The following is a 19,387-nucleotide window of genomic DNA, read 5'->3' as shown; positions in this document are numbered from 1 at the left end:
GAGCATCCTCTTTACTGCAAATCCAACACGAGGCGCCTTACCGGCAACCTCGACTTCACGCCATCCTAACGCGCCCGTGACGTTTGATGCAGCCCCTTTACTGTCAGCGGGATGGACGGTGGAGGCGAAACCCACTCTAATTAGCTTAGTGGCGAACTGACCGCTTCGTTGAGAGTCGAAGCGGTAACTTTTTGCCTTCCCCTGCTTCAGAAAGGACGCCCATGTCGCTTTTCAAAATCGCCTCCGTGGCCGCCATCGCCCTGACCCTGGGCGCCTGCGCCAGCCTGTTCCAGCCCAACTACCGCACGCCGCTGGAAACCACCCGCGACGCCTCGGAAACGCTGAAACCGGGTTGTTCCAACCAGGACTGCCCGCTGGTGAACATCGATACGCTGCGCTTCCCGGCAGAACCGGCGCTGGACGGCATCATCGAAAAACGCCTGCTGCAAATGACCCGCACCGCACCGAACGCCCCGGTGGCGCCGACGCTGGCAGCGTATCGCGAGCAGTTCCTGGCCAACGCCGGCCCGCGCAACAGCAGCTATTTGCAGGCGAAAGTACGCGAGCAGCATGACGGTCTGGTGATCATCGAAACCTCGAGCTACCTGGACACCGGCGGTGCCCACGGTACGCCGGGACGCGGTTTCATCAACTATTCGCGCCAGCAGCACAAGGTACTGACCCTCTCGGACATGTTGCTGCCGGGTCAGGAAGAGGCGTTCTGGAAAGCGGCGCAAGTCGCGCACAACAGCTGGCTGATCAGCACCAAGCTCGATCAGGAACCGGAATTCGTGAAGAGCTGGCCGTTCGTCAAAACCCCGAACTTGGCACTGACCTACGGCGGTGTGATCCTCAAGTACGACGTGACCACCATTGCGCCTTATGCGCTGGGCCACGTCGAACTGAAGATCCCTTACCCGCGCCTGAACGGCATTCTCAAGCCCGAGCTGTTTCCCGGCCGTAACTGAAAGCCCGGCCGAGCACGAATTGCAGCAGCCCTGCCAGCACCAGCGCCGGCAGGGTTGCGCCGACATCCGGATACAGATTGGCCAGCAGGTGATAGGTGCTGATGCCACCCAGCCAGGCCAATAGCGCCGGCCAGCGCAACGCGGCCGACGCCACCTGAGCACTGCGCTTGCGCAGGATGAAATGATCCACCAGCACCACGCCGAACAGCGGCGCGAACACCGAACCGATCAACAGCAGGAAGTTCTGGTACTGCGCCAACGGCGCGAGCAAGGCGATCAGGGTGCAGATCACACCGATGGCCAGCGCCAGATGCTCGACTTTCAGACGCAACACAATCCCGCTGGAAACCGCCGCCGAGTGAATGTCGGCGAATGCGTTTTCCGACTCGTCCAGCAGAATCAGCAGCAGCGGAATGCCCAGGCCGGCACCGGCCAGTGCCAGCAGCAGCGCGTTGACTTCACCACTTGGCGCAAAGGCCAGGGTGTAGGCCACGCCCAGGCTCATCAGCCAGAAGTTGCCAATGAAGAAACCGATCGCCGTGCCGCCGAATACGTTCTTCGCCCGCTTGCCGAAACGCGAGTAGTCGGCAATCAGCGGCAGCCACGACAGCGGCATCGCAATCGCAATGTCGAAACCCACGGCGAGCGGCATCGAGCCATCCCCGGCCTGCGCCCACAAGGCGGCGAGATCGGCCTTGGCGAACAGATTCCAGGTCAGCCAGAGGCACGCGGCCAGAATCAGCCAGATGCCCCACTTGCGCAGGATCTTGCGCACGAACGTCAACGGTCCGCTGACCGCGAGCAAGGTCGCCAGCGCACCGAAGCACAGCGTCCACAACATCGGACTGGCCCACAGCGAACCTTCGCTGAATGCACGAGTGCCGAGCAGGCTGGCGGCGTCACGCATGACGATGATTTCGAATGAGCCCCAACCGATCAGCTGCAGCAGGTTGAGCAGCGCCGGCAGGCTCGCGCCTTTGCTGCCGAGGCTGAGTTTCAGCGCGGCCATCGACGACAGGCCGGTGTCGCTGCCGATCACGCCAACGGCAGCCAGCAACAGGACGCCGACCAGGGTGCCAAGGAAAATCGCCAGCAGTGATCCCGACAGGCCCAGCCCCGGCGCCAGCAACGCGCCGGTCTGCAACACCATCAGGCCGATGCCGAGGGAAAACCACAGGGAAAAGAGATCACGACCGCCGAACACACGCTTGTCGGCGGACACGGCGAGATCGGGGGAATAAGTACCGGGTTGAATGCTCAAGGGTGTTATCTCGGAGGAGTATTTTTTGTCATTGAGATCTTTGTGATCGTTCCCACGCAGACGGTTCGACGCCTAGACGTGGGAACGATCAGTGCGGGATCAAACTTTTTTGTACAGCTGACTGCCTTCCTTCCTGAACCGCTCGGCCTGCTCCGCCAGGCCCTGGGCGACATCCACGTCGACCGCATCGATCCGCTGGTTGGCCGCGTATTCGCGGACTTCCTGTGTGATCTTCATCGAGCAGAATTTCGGCCCGCACATCGAACAGAAATGCGCGACCTTCGCCGAATCCTTCGGCAGGGTTTCATCGTGATACGAACGGGCGGTGTCCGGGTCCAGACCGAGGTTGAACTGGTCTTCCCAGCGGAATTCGAAACGCGCCTTGCTCAAGGCGTTGTCGCGGATCTGCGCGCCCGGATGTCCTTTGGCCAAATCCGCCGCATGGGCCGCGATCTTGTAGGTGATGATCCCGGTCTTCACGTCATCCTTGTTCGGCAGCCCCAGGTGTTCCTTCGGCGTCACGTAGCAGAGCATCGCGCAACCGAACCAGCCGATCATCGCCGCACCGATGCCGGAGGTGATGTGGTCATAACCCGGCGCAATGTCGGTGGTCAGCGGGCCGAGGGTGTAGAACGGCGCCTCGTCGCAGCACTCCAACTGCTTGTCCATGTTCTCCTTGATCAACTGCATCGGCACGTGGCCCGGGCCTTCGATCATGCATTGCACGTCGTGCTTCCAGGCGATCTTGGTCAGTTCGCCGAGGGTTTCCAGTTCGCCGAATTGCGCTTCGTCGTTGGCGTCGGCAATCGAGCCCGGACGCAGGCCGTCGCCCAGCGAGAAGCTGACGTCGTAGGCCTTCATGATTTCGCAGATTTCGTCGAAGTGGGTGTAGAGGAAGTTCTCTTTGTGGTGAGCCAGGCACCACTTGGCCATGATCGAACCGCCACGGGACACGATGCCGGTCACCCGCTTGGCGGTCAGCGGCACGTAGCGCAGCAACACGCCGGCGTGGATGGTGAAGTAGTCGACGCCCTGCTCCGCCTGCTCGATCAGCGTGTCGCGGAACAATTCCCAGGTCAGGTCTTCGGCGACGCCATTGACCTTTTCCAGCGCCTGATAGATCGGCACGGTGCCGATCGGTACCGGCGAGTTGCGGATGATCCACTCGCGGGTTTCGTGGATGTGCTTGCCGGTGGACAAGTCCATCACCGTGTCCGAACCCCAGCGAATGCCCCAGGTCAGTTTCGCCACTTCTTCTTCGATGGACGAACCCAACGCACTGTTGCCGATGTTGCCGTTGATCTTCACCAGGAAGTTACGGCCGATGATCATCGGCTCGAGTTCGACGTGGTTGATGTTGGCGGGAATGATTGCGCGGCCGCGGGCAATTTCCTCACGGACGAACTCAGGGGTGATTTCTTTCGGGATGCTCGCGCCGAAGCTGTGGCCGGCGTGCTGCTGCTTCAACAGGCCGGCAGCGCGGGCCTCTTGCAGCTTCATGTTTTCGCGGATGGCGACGTATTCCATCTCCGCAGTGATGATGCCTTTGCGGGCGTAGTGCATCTGACTGACGTTGGCACCGGCCTTGGCGCGGCGCGGGTTGTTGACGTGGGCGAAGCGCAGCTTGGTCAGCTCAGGGTCGGCGAGGCGTTCCTGGCCGAAGTTGGAGCTCAGGCCTGGCAGGCGCTCGGTGTCGCCACGGTCGTCGATCCACGCCGAACGCACATCACCCAGACCTTTGCGCACATCGATCACCACGTTCGGATCGGTGTACGGGCCCGAGGTGTCGTAGACGGTGACCGGCGCGTTGATTTCGCCGCCGAAGTCGGTCGGGGTCACATCGAGGGTGATTTCGCGCATCGGCACGCGGATGTCCGGGCGGGAGCCCTGAACGTAGACTTTTTGCGAACGGGTGAACGGTTGAACCGACTGCTCGTCGACCTTGGCCGAGTCACTCAGGTTGATCGCGTTTTTAGATTTTGTAGTCATCACGGGCTCTCCAGACAGCATCCAGGCAGTGGATTGTCGGAGCAGAACCTGAAAGGCACGGACGCACCAGGACTGGTGCTGTGCATCGTCGTCGAGCGTTCGATTGTCGAACAATATCCCGGACGAAGCACAAGAGGACTCGCCGGGTGACGAGAAATCTTGTTCCCTACGCAGGCGCTAACCTGATCAGGTTCAACGGGATCCGAAATTATTCGATCTCAGCCTCATATCAAGGCACCCCGACAAGAACCCGGCCAGTCTAGACACAACCGGCAAAGAACGCCAACACCGCGGCAAACACCATGATGAATGGCGCAATTGGCAGATTGTTGCCTGCCGCCTGCGCAACTACACTCGCTACGCCATGCTGCGCCTTGACGCTGCAGGGGCCGCGCCTTACCTTTGGCGCCCGGATTATTTCCATAATATTCATGCTAGGGATCGCCTCATGCTGCGCAAACTCTCACTGGCTGTCGCCGTGTCTTGTGCGTCCACCGCAACGGCCTGGGCAGCAGAAGCGCCTTTATCGACCAAGACTGATCTGGTCAGCGTCTATCAGGAAGCCGTCGACAACAACGCCGACCTGGCCGCCGCCCGCGCCCAGTACGGCGCGCAGAAAGAGGTCGTGCCCCAGGCCCGCGCCGGGCTGCTGCCGAATCTGTCCGGCGGTGCTGAAGTCGCCAACGTGCGCACGTCGATCGACCAGCCCTCGGCCATCGCCAATCGCAGCGCGCACTCCTATCAGGCGACCCTGGCACAACCGCTGTTCCGCGCCGATCGCTGGTTCCAGTACCAGGCCGCCAAGGACGTCAACGAGCAGGCCGCGCTGCAACTCTCGGCCACCGAGCAGAACCTGATCCTGCAAACCGCCGAAAGCTACTTCAACGTATTGCGCAGCCAGGACAACCTGGCCTCGACCAAGGCCGAGGAAGCCGCGTTCAAGCGCCAGCTCGACCAGTCCAACGAGCGCTTCGACGTGGGCCTGTCGGACAAGACCGACGTGCTGCAATCGCAAGCCAGTTACGACACCGCACGGGCCAACCGGATCGTCGCCCAGCGTCAGGTCGATGATGCGTTCGAAGCGCTGATCACCCTGACCAACCGCCAGTACAACTCGATCCAGGGCATCGTCCACACCCTGCCGATCCTGCCGCCGGCACCGAACGACGCCAAGGCCTGGGTCGATACCGCCGCGAAACAGAACCTCAATCTGCTGGCCAGCAACTACGCGGTCAGCTCCGCCGAACAGACCCTGAAACAGCGCAAGGCCGGCCACCTGCCGACCCTCGACGCCGTGGCCAAATACGAAAAAGGCGACAACGACGCCCTCGGTTTCTCCAACCCGAACGCGTTCGGTACGCCTTACAGTGGCAACGTCGAGCAAAGCACCGTGGGCCTGCAACTGAACATCCCGATCTACAGCGGCGGGCTGACCAGTTCGCAAGTGCGCGAGTCCTATTCACGGCTCGACCAGACCGAACAGCAGCGTGAAGGCCTGCGTCGGCAAGTGGTAGAGAACACTCGCAACCTGCACCGTGCAGTGAACACCGACGTCGAGCAGGTGCAGGCGCGCCGCCAGTCGATCATCTCCAACCAGAGCGCGGTGGAAGCCACGGAAATCGGCTATCAGGTGGGCACTCGCAACATCGTCGATGTGCTCGACGCTCAGCGTCAGCTCTACACCTCGGTGCGCAACTACAACAACACCCGCTACGACTACATCCTCGATAACCTGCGCCTGAAACAGGCGGCAGGGACGTTGAACCCGGGTGACTTGCAGGATCTGACCCGCTACCTGAAGGCCGACTACAACCCGGACAAGGATTTCCTGCCGCCGGATCTGGCCAAGGCTGCCGAAGCCCAGCTCAAGGCCCGGCCCTGAACAAAAAACGCAGCCCTGAGGCTGCGTTTTTTTATGCGCGGTCGATCAACCTTCCCAGGCCATCGAGCAAGCGCTGCAACGCGCCCTGATTGCGGCGCATCACGCTCAGCCCGGCTTCTGCCATGCGCTGTGCGTCACGCGGCAGTTCAAACAGACGCTGCACTTCTGTCGCCAGACCTTCGGCGTCATCCACCTCGGCCAACGCCCCGGCGCTGCGCAATTGCGCGGCAATGTCGAGGAAGTTGAACAGGTGCGGGCCGCTGATCACCGGTTTCGCCAGCGCGGCCGGCTCCAGCAGGTTGTGCCCGCCGTTGGGCACCAGGCTGCCGCCGACGAATGCGCTGTCGGCCAGGGCATAGAGAAACAGCAGCTCGCCCATGGTGTCGCCGAGCAGCACCGAAGTCTGCGCATCGACATTCGCACCGGTCGAACGGCGCACCGTGGCCAAGCCTTCACGCTGACACAACTCGAACACCGAGTTGAAACGCTCCGGGTGACGCGGCACCAGAATCAGCAGCGCATCGGGATGGTTGGCCAGCAGGCGCCGATGGGCGTTCAGCACCACCTCGTCTTCGCCTTCATGGGTGCTGGCGGCGATCCACACCGGCCGCTCCTGCGCCTGCCATTGGTCGCGCAGTTCAGCGGCGCGTTGCAGCAGTTGCGGGTCGATAGTCAGGTCGAACTTGATCGAGCCGGTGACTTCGACTGTCTCAGGGCGCGCACCGAGATCACGGAAGCGCTGGGCTTCGGCCTCGGTCTGCACGGCGAACAGGCTCATCTCGGCGAGCATCGGCGCGGTCAGTTGGCTGAACCGGCCATAGCCCTTGGCCGAACGCTCTGACAGGCGCCCGTTGGCCAATGCCACCGCAATCCCGCGTTTGGCACATTGGTGAATGTGGTTGGGCCACAGTTCGGTTTCCATGATCACTGCCAGTTTCGGCTGCACGCGATCCAGAAAACGCGCCGCCGCGCAGGGCAAGTCGTAAGGCAAGTAGCAGTGCTGGATGCGTGGCTCGTTGGCGAACAGCGCGTGAATGCGTTCCGAACCGGTCGGCGTCATGCAGGTCACGGTGATCGGCAGTTGTGGATAACGTTGCAGCAGCGCACGGATCATCGGCGCGGCGGCGATGCTCTCGCCCACCGACACGGCGTGAACCCAGATGCCGCCCGGTTGCAGGGCCGGCATGCCATAGGAGAATCGTTCGCCAATCCGCTTGGCATACGCCGGCGCCTTGCGCGAACGCAGCCACAGCCGAATCGCCACCAATGGCAGCCCCAGGTAAAACAGCGCGGTGTAGAGAGTTCTATTCATGGCGGCGGAGTTTATCGGCTTTTGCCGCCGATCGCCCGCAGGTGTATGGCAAATCGCTCCGCCAGCCAGCGAGCGGCCGGGCCAAGCGGTTCGTCGCGGCGCCAGACCAGTTCCACCACCAACGCCGGCGGCGTCCATTCGCTGTCCAGTTCCACCATCAGGTCCTGATACGCCGAGTACTGCACCACGTGGCGCGGCAGCCAGGCCCAGCCGAGGTCACGCACCAGCCATTCGGCCATCACGTAGAAACTGTCAGCGCGCCATACCTGCGGGCTCGCCGGTTCGTTGCCGGGATAAATGCTGGTCTGGGTCGACATCAACAACTGCCGATGCTGCGCCAGTTGCTGGCAGGTGACGTAAGCCTGCGATGCCAAGGGATGGTTGACGCCGCAGACCGTGACCATTTCCACACTGCCCAACACCCGGCGCTCCAGCGCTTCAGGGATTTCATCGTGATAGAACAACAGCCCGAGATCGGCCCGGCGTTCCACCAGTTTGCGCGAGACTTCGCCCTGGGCGGCGCTGGTCAGCTGGACTTCCAGACTGGGAAACTGCTCGGCCAGCGCGGCAAAACTTTCCACCAGCGCCTGATAGGGCATCGCCTCGTCCTGCGCCACCCGCAGCTGCGCTTCCTGCCCACGCATCATCGCCACGGCCCGGCCATTCAGGCGCTCGCATTGACGCAGCACTTCCCGCGCCTCTTCCAACAGCGCCTCCCCGGCCTCGGTGAGAACCGGCTGGCGACCGCTGCTACGCTCGAACAGACTGACACCGAGGTCGTCTTCGAGCATGGCAATCGCGCTGCTGATCGCCGACTGCGCCTTGCGTTGCTGACGCGCCACGGCAGAAAACGAGCGCTGCTCGGCAACGCCGACAAACACCCGCAATTGCTCCAGATTCCACTGCATGCTCATCAGGCCGACCCATCTTGTAAACAGATAGGTAATGACTTTACCGCATCTGGGGAGTCTCTAGAATGCCGACCCAAGAGCAACGTTTCACATGAGGATCAAACCATGACCGCCTACGCCTACCTGGCCATTGCCATCTGCGCCGAAGTGATCGCCACTGTCTCGATGAAAGCCGTCAAAGGCTTCAGCACGCCGTTGCCGCTGCTGCTGGTCATCGTCGGTTATGGCATCGCGTTCTGGATGCTGACCCTCGTGGTACGCAGCGTGCCGGTGGGCGTGGCCTACGCGGTATGGGCCGGCATGGGCATCGTGATGGTCAGTGTCGCCGCGCTGTTCATCTATGGGCAGAAGCTGGATATCCCGGCGATGCTCGGGATGGCGCTGATCGTGCTCGGCGTGGTGGTGATTCAGCTGTTCTCGAAAACCGCCGGCCATTGATCCTGACTTGAGCCCTTGTAAGCACTCGCGCCTGTAAGGGCTCACGCCTTCCCTCTGTTGATCATCGACAAATCCCCCCTTTCCCCGAGTCTGTATACTGCGCCCTCGTCTTGAACACTGAGGTCGTTGCATGCCATCTCCAATTTCCACCGACGTGCTGATTGTCGGCGCGGGTGTCGCCGGTCTCTGGCTGAACGCGCGCCTGCGTCGCCAGGGTTTCTCGACCGTGCTGGTGGAAAGCGCCAGCCTCGGCGGCGGCCAGAGTGTGAAGTCCCAGGGCATCATCCACGGTGGCGCCAAGTACGCGCTGCACGGTGCGCTGACCGGTGCCTCGGAAGCCATCGCCGACATGCCGCGCCGCTGGCGTGAAGCCCTGGCCGGCAACGGCGAGCTGGACCTGAGCGGCGTGCGCCTGCTGTCCGAGGCCCATTACCTGTGGTCACCCGGCACCCTGGCCGGCAACCTCACCAGTTTCTTTGCCAGCAAAGCGGTGCGTGGCCGGGTCGATCAGGTCAAGGGCGATCAACTGCCGCCGGCCCTGCAGGACAAACGCTTCAAGGGCAAGGTCTACCGTCTCGCCGAACTGGTGATCGATGTACCGAGCCTGATTCAGCGCCTGGCCGATTTGTCGGGCGACGGCCTGCTCGCTGGTCAGACCCTCGAGCCGTTGCTCGAAAGCGGCGTGCTGGTTGGCCTGAAAGTCGACGGCCGCGAGATCCGCGCCCAGCGCATTGTCCTCAGTGCCGGTGCCGGCACGGCCGACCTGCTCGGCACGCTGGGCCTGAGCCAACCGGCCATGCAACGCCGGCCGCTGCACATGATCATTGCCAAGGGCCCGGGCCTGAAGCCGCTGTACGCACATTGCCTCGGCGGCGGTACCAAGCCGCGCATTACCGTGACCACCCACCCGGCAGCCGACGGTCAGTGGGTCTGGTATCTGGGCGGCGACATTGCCGAATCCGAAGGCGTGGCGCGCGAGCCGGCGCAACAGATCGCCACCGCCCAGAAAGAACTCGGTCAGCTATTGCCATGGATCGACCTGAGCACCGTGCAATGGGCGACCCTGCGCGTCGATCGCGCCGAACCGTTGCAAACCGGCCTGACCCGTCCGGACAATGCCTTCCTCGCCGAAGAAGGTCGCCTGCTGGTGGGTTGGCCAACCAAACTGGCCCTGGCGCCGGACTTCGCTGACCGGGTAATCGCCTCCCTGGAACGCGACGGTATTCAGCCGAGCCACCCTGCTCCGCTGCCAGAATTGCCAAAACCACCGATGGGCGTTCCCGCCTGGGAGCAACTGCTGCCATGAGCCTGCCGACCCTGCACGATTTGCATCGCCCGCTGGGCAGCACCGGACTGCTGGTTTCGCCGCTCGGCCTGGGCACCGTCAAACTCGGCCGCGACCAGGGCGTGAAATACCCCAACGGCTTTCAGATCCCCGACGACGAAGCCGCACGCATGTTGCTCAAGCAGGCGCGCGAGCTGGGTATCAACCTGATCGACACCGCCCCGGCCTATGGCCGCAGCGAAGAACGCCTCGGCCCGCTGCTGCGCGGCCAGCGTCAGGACTGGGTGATCGTCAGCAAGGTCGGCGAAGAATTTGTCGACGGCCAGTCGACCCACGACTTCAGCGCCGCTCACACGCGGATGTCGGTTGAGCGCAGCCTGCAACGGCTGGAAACGGATTTTATCGACCTGGTGCTGGTGCATTCCAACGGCAACGACCTGGCGATTCTCAATGACAGCGAGGTCTACGCAACCCTCGCGGCGCTGAAGGCCGAGGGCAAGATTCGCGGCTTCGGCTTCTCCGGCAAAACCGTCGACGGTGGCCTCAAGGCACTGGAGCAAGGCGACTGCGCGATGGTCACCTACAATCTGAACGAACAAAACGAGAAGGCGGTCATTGACTATGCTGCTGCCCACGGCAAAGCCATTCTGGTAAAGAAGGCCCTGGCCAGCGGTCATGTGTGCCTGAGCCCCGGGATGGACCCGGTGCGCGCCAGCTTCGAGTTGCTGTTCGCCCAGCCCGGCGTGGCCAGTGCTATCGTCGGGACCATCAATCCGCTGCACCTCGCCCATAACGTTGCGACCGTTGCCCAGGTCCTTCGTGATCACTGACGCCGCCTCGCGGCCTTAAGCAGGAGCCGACATGCCGCGTACGCTCATCAGAAAGAACCCCAGCAACTTCAAGACGCTGCCGTTGTTCGTCGAAGCCACGCCGGAAGGCCTGACCTACCAGAGCGTCGGCATGCCGCTGAATTTCGCCCAGACTCTGCAGCGGCGCAAACCGGTCAGCGTGGCCGATGCCGAGCGTTTTGCGCTGGAGCTGGCCAACCTCGGCGTCTCGGTGCGCCTGACCCTGCACTGGCAGAATCGCGATTACTGGGTGCTGGTGCGCCAACGTCGGCAGGATCGCGGCGATGTCGTGCTCAAGCTGATTTCCGGTTACGTACCGGCGCATGAGCTGAATATTCCGCTGCACACCGCGATCCAGGAGATCGCCGAAGAATGCCTGCTGGAAACCCCGGAAGGCTGGCTCGGCGGGCGCTTCAACGACACCTGGCTGCCGGCGCCGTACGCATCGGCGTTGCATTATCGCGAGGCCCTGCCCTTTCGCCTGACGCCGCTGTCCGGCTCGGCGCGGCCGGTGCGCTGCGCCAATCTGCAATTGCTCGAACGGCCGAGGGCCTACGTGCACTTGCCGACGGCGTCCCTGCAGTTGATCTACGACTTGCGGCTGGACGTGCCCAAGGAAGCCAAGAACCTCAGCCTGTTCCATGTCGATGAGCGGCTGGAAGGCGACCAACTGGTGGCCCGGCTCGACCGCAAACGCCCCGACCTGTACTTGATGCCGTTGCAAGACGGCGAACCGCTGCCTGAGCTGTATACGCTGAAGAAGGGTCAGCTGTATCCGGCGGGCACTCGCGGTCTGTATCTGGCGGAGAGTTTCGCCAAACAGGACGGCTGGCTGGTGCGCGATGAGCGGATTCGCTGGAAAGACTGGCTGCGCCAGCAGGGTTTGACACCGCCGCCCAAGGACACGGGACTGGCCCGGTTGCGCGGCAAGGCAAAGCAATTGCTGAAGAAGATCGTGCCGCACAAGGCGGCCCGACCCTGATCATTCCCGCGCTCCACGTGGGAATGCAGCCGGAGACGCTCTGCGTCTCGGAAGCGGACGCAGAGCATCCATGGAGGCACTCCCAAGCGGAACATGGGAGCGATCAGGCCCCCATCAGTTACCGCGGATTTTTTCCACAATCGCCGTGGTCGAGCTGTTTTCCACCAGCCCCAGCACCTTGACGGTGCCGCCGTAGGCTTTGACGATGTCAGCGCCGACAACCTGGTCGATACCGTAATCGCCGCCCTTCACCAGCACGTCCGGCTTGACCTCGCGCAGCAGGTTTTCCGGGGTGCCCTCGGCGAAGCTGATGACCCAGTCCACCGCACCGAGACCGGCGAGAACCGCCATGCGCCGGTCAACGCTGTTGATCGGCCGGCCCGGCCCTTTCAGGCGGCTGACCGACGCATCGTCGTTGATTGCGACGATCAGACGATCGCCTTGCGCTCGCGCCTGCTCAAGATAGGTCACGTGGCCGGCGTGCAGGATGTCGAAGCAGCCGTTGGTGAACACGATCTTCTCGTTGTGCGCACGGGCATCGGCCACGGCCAGCAGCAGTTGCTCCAGACCCAGCACGCCACGCTCGGAACCTTCTTCACGCTGAATGGCGCGACGCAGTTCCGGAGCGCTGATCGCCGCTGTACCCAACTTGCCGACCACGATGCCCGCCGCCAGGTTGGCCAGCGCCACCGCGTGGGGCAGCTCTTCGCCGGCAGCAATCGCCGCGGCCAGAGTAGAAATCACCGTGTCGCCGGCACCGGTCACGTCGAACACTTCACGGGCCCGCGCCGGCAAGTGCAGCGCCGGATGATCCGGACGCAGCAGGGTCATGCCGTGTTCGCCACGGGTCACCAGCAAGGCGCCGAGATCCAGGTCGTGCATCAGTGTCGCGCCCTTGGTCACCAGTTCGTGCTCATCGGCGCAACCGCCGACGATGGCTTCGAATTCGCTGAGGTTCGGGGTAATCAGGCTCGCGCCTCGGTAAATCGAGAAATCCTTGCCCTTGGGATCGGCCAGCACCGGAATGCCTTTGGCACGCGCGGCCTGGATCAGCGCCTGATGGTTTTTCAGCGCGCCTTTGCCGTAGTCGGACAACACCAGCACCTTGATGCCTTCGAGCAGGTCGTCGACCTGGGCGCCGAGGGCCAGTGCGTCGGTGGCGAACGGTTCTTCGAAATCGATACGCAACAATTGCTGGTGCCGGCTCATGACCCGCAGCTTGACGATGGTCGGCTGGTGCGCGATGCGCTGGAACAAGGCTCGCACGCCCGCCCCCTTGAGGCTGTTGCTCAGGCTGTCGGCGGCTTCGTCGTCACCGGTCACACCGACCAGCGACGCCGGCGCACCCAGCGCGGCAATGTTCAAGGCAACGTTGGCGGCACCGCCCGGGCGGTCTTCGATTTGCTCGACTTTAACGACAGGAACCGGCGCCTCAGGGGAAATCCGTGAGGTACCACCATGCCAGTAACGGTCGAGCATGACATCGCCGACCACCAAGACAGGGGCTTGATCGAATCGCGGCATGGACAACTTCATGGAGCAACCCACATACAAAATGAACAGGGGCGCGATATTAACACAGGGTTGGCGAAGGCTTGTGCGGCGGCTGCAACAGGATGAAGCGACAGGCTTTCATGCTCATTTTTTGAGCAGAAAAGTGGCCAGCCGATGACAGGCATCGTCCAGCTCGACCGCATCGGTATCGATCCGGCACTCGGCGGCCAGCGGCGCCTCATACGGACTGTCGATCCCTGTAAAGTCCTTGATCCGACCTTCTCGCGCCGCCCGATACAGCCCACGGGCCGCGTCCCGCTCGACTCGAAACGGCGCGATGGCCGCGACGATCACGATCAGCCCGGCCTCCACCATCAACTTCGACACTTCGGCGGTGCGCCGGATGTTTTCCCGGCGGCAGGCCTCGGCCATGCCCAGATCCCGGCAAAGTCCGCTGCGCAGATTGTCGCCATCGAGCAGGAATGTATGCAGACCAAATTGATGCAGATGCAGCTCCAGCGCATTGGCCAGTGTCGACTTGCCGGCACCGGACAACCCGGTCAGCCACAGGCAGCGCGGTTGCTGCGACTTCAGCGCAGGCCGGGACCGAGCCGGGAGTGTCAGTAAATAGGGACGAATGGCCGGAGTTGGCAGGGAACCCGATAATGCTTCATTCATAGCCGAGCATCTCGTAGTCGCGTGCATAGACCCGGCGCACCAGACGTCGGGTGCGTTGCGTACAGAAATCCCGTGCCGGCAACGGCCGCCGCTGCTTGGGCAGCAATTTCCAGAGATAACGTTGCAGCATGCCTGCACCCGCGCGAAGAAGATGGCCCCTTCGATTTGAAGTCAGAGTTCGTTCAGGAACCTTAACAAGCGCGATGCCGGGTTTTATGCCGATTTGGTCAAGAAGGGTAAAGGTCTGGATACAAATCGCCGGGCGCATGGCGCGCCCGGCGTTATCGAGGCGGGATCAGGCGATGTCTTCGGCCGGGGCATCGAGACCCATGGCATTGAGACGCGCGTAGTAGCCGTTCTGTGCCAACAGGTCGTCGTGGGTGCCACGCTCGACGATCCGGCCCTGATCCATGACCAGAATCAGGTCGGCTTTCTCGATGGTCGACAGACGGTGGGCAATCACCAGTGTGGTGCGGCCTTTCATCACCTGATCCAGCGCGGCCTGAATATGCCGCTCGGACTCGGTGTCGAGGGCCGAGGTGGCTTCGTCGAGAATCAGCAACGGCGCATTCTTGAGCAGGGCGCGGGCAATTGCCAGACGCTGGCGCTGGCCGCCGGACAGCAGCACGCCGTTCTCGCCGACCTGGGTGTCCAGGCCTTCGGGCAGTTGCGCAATGAAGTCCATCGCGTAGGCATCACGCGCAGCTTTCTCGATGTCTTCACGCGGCGCCCCGGCCAGATCGCCATAGGCGATGTTGTTGGCCACGGTGTCGCTGAACAGCGTCACGTGCTGGGTGACCTGGGCAATATGGCGGCGCAAGTTCAGCAGCTTGTACTGCTCGACCTCGACGCCGTCGATCAGGATCTCGCCCTTGTCGTGGTGATAGAAGCGCGGAATCAGATTGGCCAGGGTCGACTTGCCGCTGCCCGAACGCCCCACCAGCGCCACCATCTGTCCCGGTTCGACCGAGAAGCTGATGTCATCGAGCACCTGACGCTCGGTGCCTGGGTAGGTGAAGCTCAGGTTGCGTACATCGAGGCGCCCGCTGACCGAGTCGCGCTCGACCGTGCCGGTATCGACTTCCGGCTCGACGTCCAGTTGCTCGAAAATGCTTTCGGCACCGGCCACGCCTTTCTGGATGGTCGAACTGACTTCGGACAACTGACGGATCGGCTTGGGCAGCAGACCCGCGAGCGTGATGTAGGCGACCATGTCACCGGCAGACGCGTCGCCGCGAAGGTACAGCACAAGGAACATCAGGATCGCCATGGCGCTGTAGATCACCAACTGCAGCAGAGGCGTGTAGATGGCCCCGGTACGGGTCATGCGCAACTGTTTGTCGGTATTGCCCTGGCTGGCATCGAAGAAGCGCTTCTCTTCATAGGCTTCACCGCCGAAGCTGCGTACCACTCGGTAACCCTGGATGGTCTCCGACGCCACGTGGGTCACGTCGCCCATGGCCAGCTGGATCTTCTTGCTCTGCTTGCGGAATTTCTTGCTCGCGGTCCGCACCATCACGGCGATGAGCGGCAGAATCGCAATCATCACCAGCGTCAGCTTCCAGTTCATGAACAGCAGGGAGGCGAACAGGAAGATCACCGTCATGCCTTCACGGATTACGACCTTGATCGCATCTGTTGCCGCCCCCGTGACCATTGTCACGTTGAAGGTGATACGCGAAATCAGGTGACCGGAGTTATGCTTGTCGAAGTAACGGTTGGGCAGGACCAGCAGGTTGTTGAACAGTTGCACCCGCAGGTCATGCACCAGGCCCAGGGAAACCTTGGCCAGGAAATAGTTGCCCAGATAGGAGCCCAGTCCCTGCCACGCAGCGATCAGGATGATCAGCAGCGGAACGGCCTGCAACAGTTGCAGATCGCGCAGGTACGGCACGGTCGGAAACAGCACGGCCTCGGGATTGGACAGACCGTCGACAAAGTACTTGAGGATGTAGCCCAACATCGGCTGGGTCGAGGCAAAAATCAGAAAACCGACGATGCTGATCAGGAACAGACTGATGTACGGCCGGACATAGCCGAGCAGGCGGAAGTAGATTTTCAAGCTCGAAGGGCTTGCGGCGGGACTGGAGTCGGTCATATCACGCGAAAGTCGATAAAAAGGACGCTGACTTTAGCACAGCTTCTTCAGGGTTCTGGCAATCGGCCAAAGGCTGTTATTGTTAGGCGTCTTTTTCAGCATCAAATAGCCATCATCGAAATGGCCGATCAACTTCAGGATTGAATCTCTCAGCATGCAACTTCGCGGCTTCAGCAGTACGTCCAATCGAATTTTCGATTTCATCAGCCTGTGGATACTTCCCATCGGCTACTTCCTGCTCTTGTGCGCGCTGTTTTTCCTGCCGGGTCGCAGTCTTCATCACAAGCTGTTTTATGGCCTGTTCAGCATTCCGACGCTGATTGCACTGTGCCTGCGCCCGCGAGAACTCAAGGAAATGCTGCGTGAGCCGGTGTTCATCGCGCTGCTGCTGTTCGCCGCCTGGGCACTGCTGAGCCTTTGCTGGGGGCCGCAGGACGAACCGATAGGCGGCATGTTCAAGCCTCCACTGCATACCCTGATGCTGTTCGCCGGGTGTTTCCTGCTGGTTCGCTACCGCAGCGACATCCTTTCGCCGTTACTGTTCGCCGCGGCGCTGGTGGCCCTGGTCGCAACGATCAGTTTCCTGATTCCATTCGTGCTCCACTCTGAACCCGGCGCGCGCCTGATTGGCGGCGGCGCGTTCGACAACCCGTTGCTCAGCTCCCATCTGTTCGGATTTTTCTGTGCCTACTGGCTCAGCCTGAGCATGACCTGCAAGAATCGCCGACTGTACTGGCTGAGCATCCCCGCGATGCTGATCATGTTCATGGCCGTGATCGGAACGGGCTCGCGCACCCCGCTGGTGGCGCTGACCATGGCGGCATTGTGGCTGAGCCTGATTTGCTGGAACCGTCGCTCGCTGGTGCTGCTGGGGACATTGGCGGTCGGTGGCGCAACCGTGTCGGTGTTGTTCTCGAAGATGATCATCGAACGCGGTGACTCCTACCGTTTCGAAATCTGGCAGCAAGCCCTGGAAAAAATTGCCGAACACCCATGGATCGGCCACGGCTACAACGCCGCATTGGCGATTGACCCGGGTGTCGGTTACAACTTCCAGGAACCGCACAGCTTTGCGCTGGGCGTGCTTTATTACGTCGGCATCCTCGGCATGCTGCCCTGGCTGTTTTTTCAGGCCTGGGGATTGCTGAGCAGTTGGCGGCTACGGGTTCAGCCACTGCTGATCATTGCCTCGACCTGGCTGGTGTTCGGCATCGGTGCCGGGCTGACCGAGGGCGGCGGGATCATTTCGCGCCCCAAGGAGCACTGGTTCCTGCTGTGGATTCCGCTGGCACTGATTGCGGCCCTGAGCATCAATCAGCGGGCCCGGCGTCTCCTGACAATACCGGTACAGAAACTCTCGGCATCCGCTCTGCAACTGCTGAGCAGCGACGCTCAGGTCATCGAGGAGGACGGGTTGGGGCCCAAAGTCCTGCGCCTGTCCGATGGCAGCTTTCTCAAGCTGTTCCGTCGCCGCCGCTGGTACACCTCGGGCAGTTTCAATCCGTATTCCGAACGGTTTGCCGTCAACAGCGAGCAATTGCGCCGGATGGGCATTCCCACGCCGCAGGTGCTGAACCTGTATCGCCTGGACGACGGCAGCAGCGCCGTGCATTACACCCCGCTGCCGGGCCATACCCTGCGCCAGGTCTTGCAGGGCATCACCGCGCCGGCCGTGCGACAGGCGCTGGTGGAACGTTTCGGCAAATTCATGGCCGGCCTGCATGAACAGGGCGTGTATTTCCGCTCGCTGCATCTGGGCAATGTGCTGGTGCTGGAGGATGGCGAGTTCGGGTTGATCGATCTGGCCGACCTGCGGATCTACCCTTCGCCCCTCAGCCTGTCACTGCGCCAGCGTAATCTGCGCCACATGCAACGCTACACCGTCGACAAACGCTGGCTGTTCGAGGATCACCTCGAAGCGCTGCTCCAGGGGTACGCCGTAACGGCGTCGAAATCCGCCGTAGACAATCTGCACAGGCAAGTGCTGGCCGGTAACACGCCGGCTCGGGTTCATTGATGATTCAGACCAGTCCGTTCATTGCGCTGGCCGCCTATCTGCTGGCCATCGTCACCGCCGCGTTGCTGCTGCGAGCCGTGCCGAAAATCGCACGCCATCTGCAGCATTCGGGTGAAAGCCGCTATGCCAGTATTGATGGCCTTCGCGGCTATCTGGCATTCGGTGTATTCGTGCATCACTCGATCATCACCTGGATCTTTCTGCGCACGGGCGTATTCGAATTTCCGCCGAGCAATTTCTACTCGATGCTGGGCCAGGGCAGCGTGGCCCTGTTCTTCATGATTACCGGTTTCCTGTTCTGGAGTCGCCTGCTGGCCCAGGGCCGTCAGCATGACTGGCTGGCCTTTGGTATTTCGCGGGTGTTCCGGTTGTATCCGCTGTATCTGCCATTGATGCTGGCGGTGTTCGTCACCGTGTTCTACCTGCAGGACTGGCAACTGAAGGAGCCGCTGTCACAACTGCTCAAACAGGGCCTGTTGTGGCTGACGTTCGATCGCCCCGACGTCAACCAGTATCCGCAGACCGGCATGCTGATCTCCAACGTCACCTGGACGCTGGCCTATGAAGTGTTTTTCTATCTGGCGCTGCCACTGGCAGCCCTGGTATTCGTTTATCGCGGCAACTGGCTGCAGGTGGTGCTGTGCCTGATCGGGATCTATGCGCTGTACCAGTTGGTCGGTTGGGAGCATTCGCTCAAGAAGCATTTCCTGGCCAGTTTTCTCGGCGGAATTGCCGCCGCTTATTGGGTCCGGCGCCCGCAGCTGGTGGCCTGGAGCCGCACGACGCTGGCCAGCGTGATCGCCCTGGCGGCTCTGGCACTGGCCTTCACCGTGTTCAACCGGGCGTTCAAGACCGCGCCGCTGTTTCTGCTGTCGCTGTTTTTCGTGATCGTGGCTTCGGGCAACACCCTGTTCGGCGCCTTGAAGCCGCGCAGCATCCGCTGGCTGGGGGAAATCAGCTACAGCACTTACCTGCTCCATGGTTTCGTGCTCTGGCTGATGGTCCAGCGCCTGCCGCTGATACTGCACCTCGATGCGCGGGAGGCCTGGGTTTACCTGCCGTTGATGGCGGCCTGCACGTGCCTCTTGATTCTGGTCAGCAGCGCGACGTTCCTTTACATCGAACAGCCAGGCATGAACGCGGGCAGGAAACTGGTGCAATGGATTCGCCAGCGGCAAAAAGGCAGCAAGCAACTGGCGGAAAAAGTCGCTCGCTGAATGCGAG

At 62.0% G+C, this 19,387-nt stretch carries 15 protein-coding genes, 1 pseudogene and 1 riboswitch; of the genes and pseudogenes, 8 read left to right on the top strand and 8 right to left on the bottom strand.

All coding sequences use genetic code 11. The annotated features are described in order from the left end of the window. The first annotated feature begins 221 nt into the window (after positions 1–221). Entirely contained in the window at positions 222–968 is a 747-nt protein-coding gene (locus tag ACKJSM_RS06030; protein WP_410236927.1) for an RsiV family protein, read from the top strand. Here ACKJSM_RS06030 and cytX read toward each other — a convergent pair. Both cytX and thiC read right to left on the bottom strand, forming a co-directional pair. Further along, on the bottom strand, positions 937–2,229 hold the full coding sequence (cytX, locus tag ACKJSM_RS06025; RefSeq protein ID WP_410236926.1) for a putative hydroxymethylpyrimidine transporter CytX: 1,293 nt from the start codon (positions 2,227–2,229) through the stop codon (positions 937–939). The genes ACKJSM_RS06030 and cytX overlap by 32 nt on opposite strands. 99 nt (positions 2,230–2,328) lie before the next feature. Beyond that, a complete protein-coding gene (gene thiC, locus ACKJSM_RS06020) occupies positions 2,329–4,218 on the bottom strand; it encodes a phosphomethylpyrimidine synthase ThiC (RefSeq protein WP_108559280.1) in 1,890 nt (629 codons plus the stop codon). 146 nt (positions 4,219–4,364) lie between these two features. Further along, a riboswitch (TPP riboswitch) is annotated at positions 4,365–4,470 on the bottom strand. A 196-nt stretch (positions 4,471–4,666) separates the two neighbouring features. Here thiC and ACKJSM_RS06015 point away from each other — a divergent pair. Next, positions 4,667–6,100, top strand: coding sequence for a TolC family outer membrane protein (locus tag ACKJSM_RS06015; RefSeq protein WP_236181177.1), 1,434 nt, complete (start codon positions 4,667–4,669; stop codon positions 6,098–6,100). 31 nt (positions 6,101–6,131) lie between these two features. Here the strand turns inward: ACKJSM_RS06015 and waaA are convergent, their stop codons facing one another. Together waaA and ACKJSM_RS06005 are read right to left on the bottom strand one after the other, a co-directional pair. Next, a complete protein-coding gene (waaA, locus tag ACKJSM_RS06010; RefSeq protein ID WP_410236925.1) occupies positions 6,132–7,412 on the bottom strand; it encodes a lipid IV(A) 3-deoxy-D-manno-octulosonic acid transferase in 1,281 nt (426 codons plus the stop codon). Between the two features lie 11 nt (positions 7,413–7,423). Further along, entirely contained in the window at positions 7,424–8,326 is a 903-nt protein-coding gene (locus ACKJSM_RS06005) for a LysR family transcriptional regulator (protein ID WP_410236924.1), read from the bottom strand. A gap of 102 nt (positions 8,327–8,428) precedes the next feature. Between ACKJSM_RS06005 and ACKJSM_RS06000 the strand changes: the two genes are divergently transcribed. The 4 genes from ACKJSM_RS06000 (at position 8,429) to ACKJSM_RS05985 (ending at position 11,876) form a co-directional block, all read left to right on the top strand. Beyond that, a complete protein-coding gene (locus ACKJSM_RS06000) occupies positions 8,429–8,761 on the top strand; it encodes a DMT family transporter (protein ID WP_085585270.1) in 333 nt (110 codons plus the stop codon). 130 nt (positions 8,762–8,891) lie between these two features. Then, entirely contained in the window at positions 8,892–10,067 is a 1,176-nt protein-coding gene (locus tag ACKJSM_RS05995; RefSeq protein ID WP_236181174.1) for an NAD(P)/FAD-dependent oxidoreductase, read from the top strand. Next, positions 10,064–10,876, top strand: coding sequence for an aldo/keto reductase (locus ACKJSM_RS05990; RefSeq protein ID WP_410236923.1), 813 nt, complete (start codon positions 10,064–10,066; stop codon positions 10,874–10,876). Before ACKJSM_RS05995 ends, ACKJSM_RS05990 begins: the two co-directional genes overlap by 4 nt. 31 nt (positions 10,877–10,907) lie before the next feature. After that, positions 10,908–11,876: a metal ABC transporter ATPase gene (locus ACKJSM_RS05985; protein ID WP_410236921.1), complete on the top strand. Its 969-nt coding sequence runs from the start codon at positions 10,908–10,910 to the stop codon at positions 11,874–11,876. 114 nt (positions 11,877–11,990) lie between these two features. On the opposite strand, the gene hldE is transcribed toward ACKJSM_RS05985, so the two are convergent. The 4 genes and pseudogenes from hldE to msbA form a co-directional block, all read right to left on the bottom strand. Next, on the bottom strand, positions 11,991–13,412 hold the full coding sequence (gene hldE, locus ACKJSM_RS05980; RefSeq protein WP_410236919.1) for a bifunctional D-glycero-beta-D-manno-heptose-7-phosphate kinase/D-glycero-beta-D-manno-heptose 1-phosphate adenylyltransferase HldE: 1,422 nt from the start codon (positions 13,410–13,412) through the stop codon (positions 11,991–11,993). Between the two features lie 102 nt (positions 13,413–13,514). Then, complete coding sequence (locus ACKJSM_RS05975; RefSeq protein ID WP_410236917.1) at positions 13,515–14,048, bottom strand: adenylyl-sulfate kinase; 534 nt, start codon at positions 14,046–14,048, stop codon at positions 13,515–13,517. After that, positions 14,041–14,145: pseudogene (locus tag ACKJSM_RS05970) on the bottom strand (sulfotransferase); the annotation flags it as partial. The gene ACKJSM_RS05975 and the pseudogene ACKJSM_RS05970, both read right to left, overlap by 8 nt. 198 nt (positions 14,146–14,343) lie before the next feature. Next, complete coding sequence (msbA, locus tag ACKJSM_RS05965) at positions 14,344–16,146, bottom strand: lipid A export permease/ATP-binding protein MsbA (protein WP_236181171.1); 1,803 nt, start codon at positions 16,144–16,146, stop codon at positions 14,344–14,346. A 154-nt stretch (positions 16,147–16,300) separates the two neighbouring features. On the opposite strand from msbA, the gene ACKJSM_RS05960 reads away from it, so the two are divergent. After that, the gene (locus ACKJSM_RS05960; protein ID WP_236181170.1) at positions 16,301–18,163 is read left to right on the top strand and encodes a bifunctional O-antigen ligase/aminoglycoside phosphotransferase family protein; all 1,863 of its coding nucleotides are present in this window, start codon (positions 16,301–16,303) and stop codon (positions 18,161–18,163) included. Beyond that, the gene (locus ACKJSM_RS05955; RefSeq protein WP_410236916.1) at positions 18,163–19,380 is read left to right on the top strand and encodes an acyltransferase family protein; all 1,218 of its coding nucleotides are present in this window, start codon (positions 18,163–18,165) and stop codon (positions 19,378–19,380) included. The genes ACKJSM_RS05960 and ACKJSM_RS05955 overlap by 1 nt, the downstream gene beginning before the upstream one ends. Positions 19,381–19,387: the final 7 nt, after the last annotated feature.

The organism is Pseudomonas sp. PHC1, assembly GCF_046487845.1.
Taxonomy (GTDB): Bacteria; Pseudomonadota; Gammaproteobacteria; order Pseudomonadales; family Pseudomonadaceae; genus Aquipseudomonas; species Aquipseudomonas sputi.
This window is presented reverse-complemented; position numbering and strand designations above follow the sequence as displayed.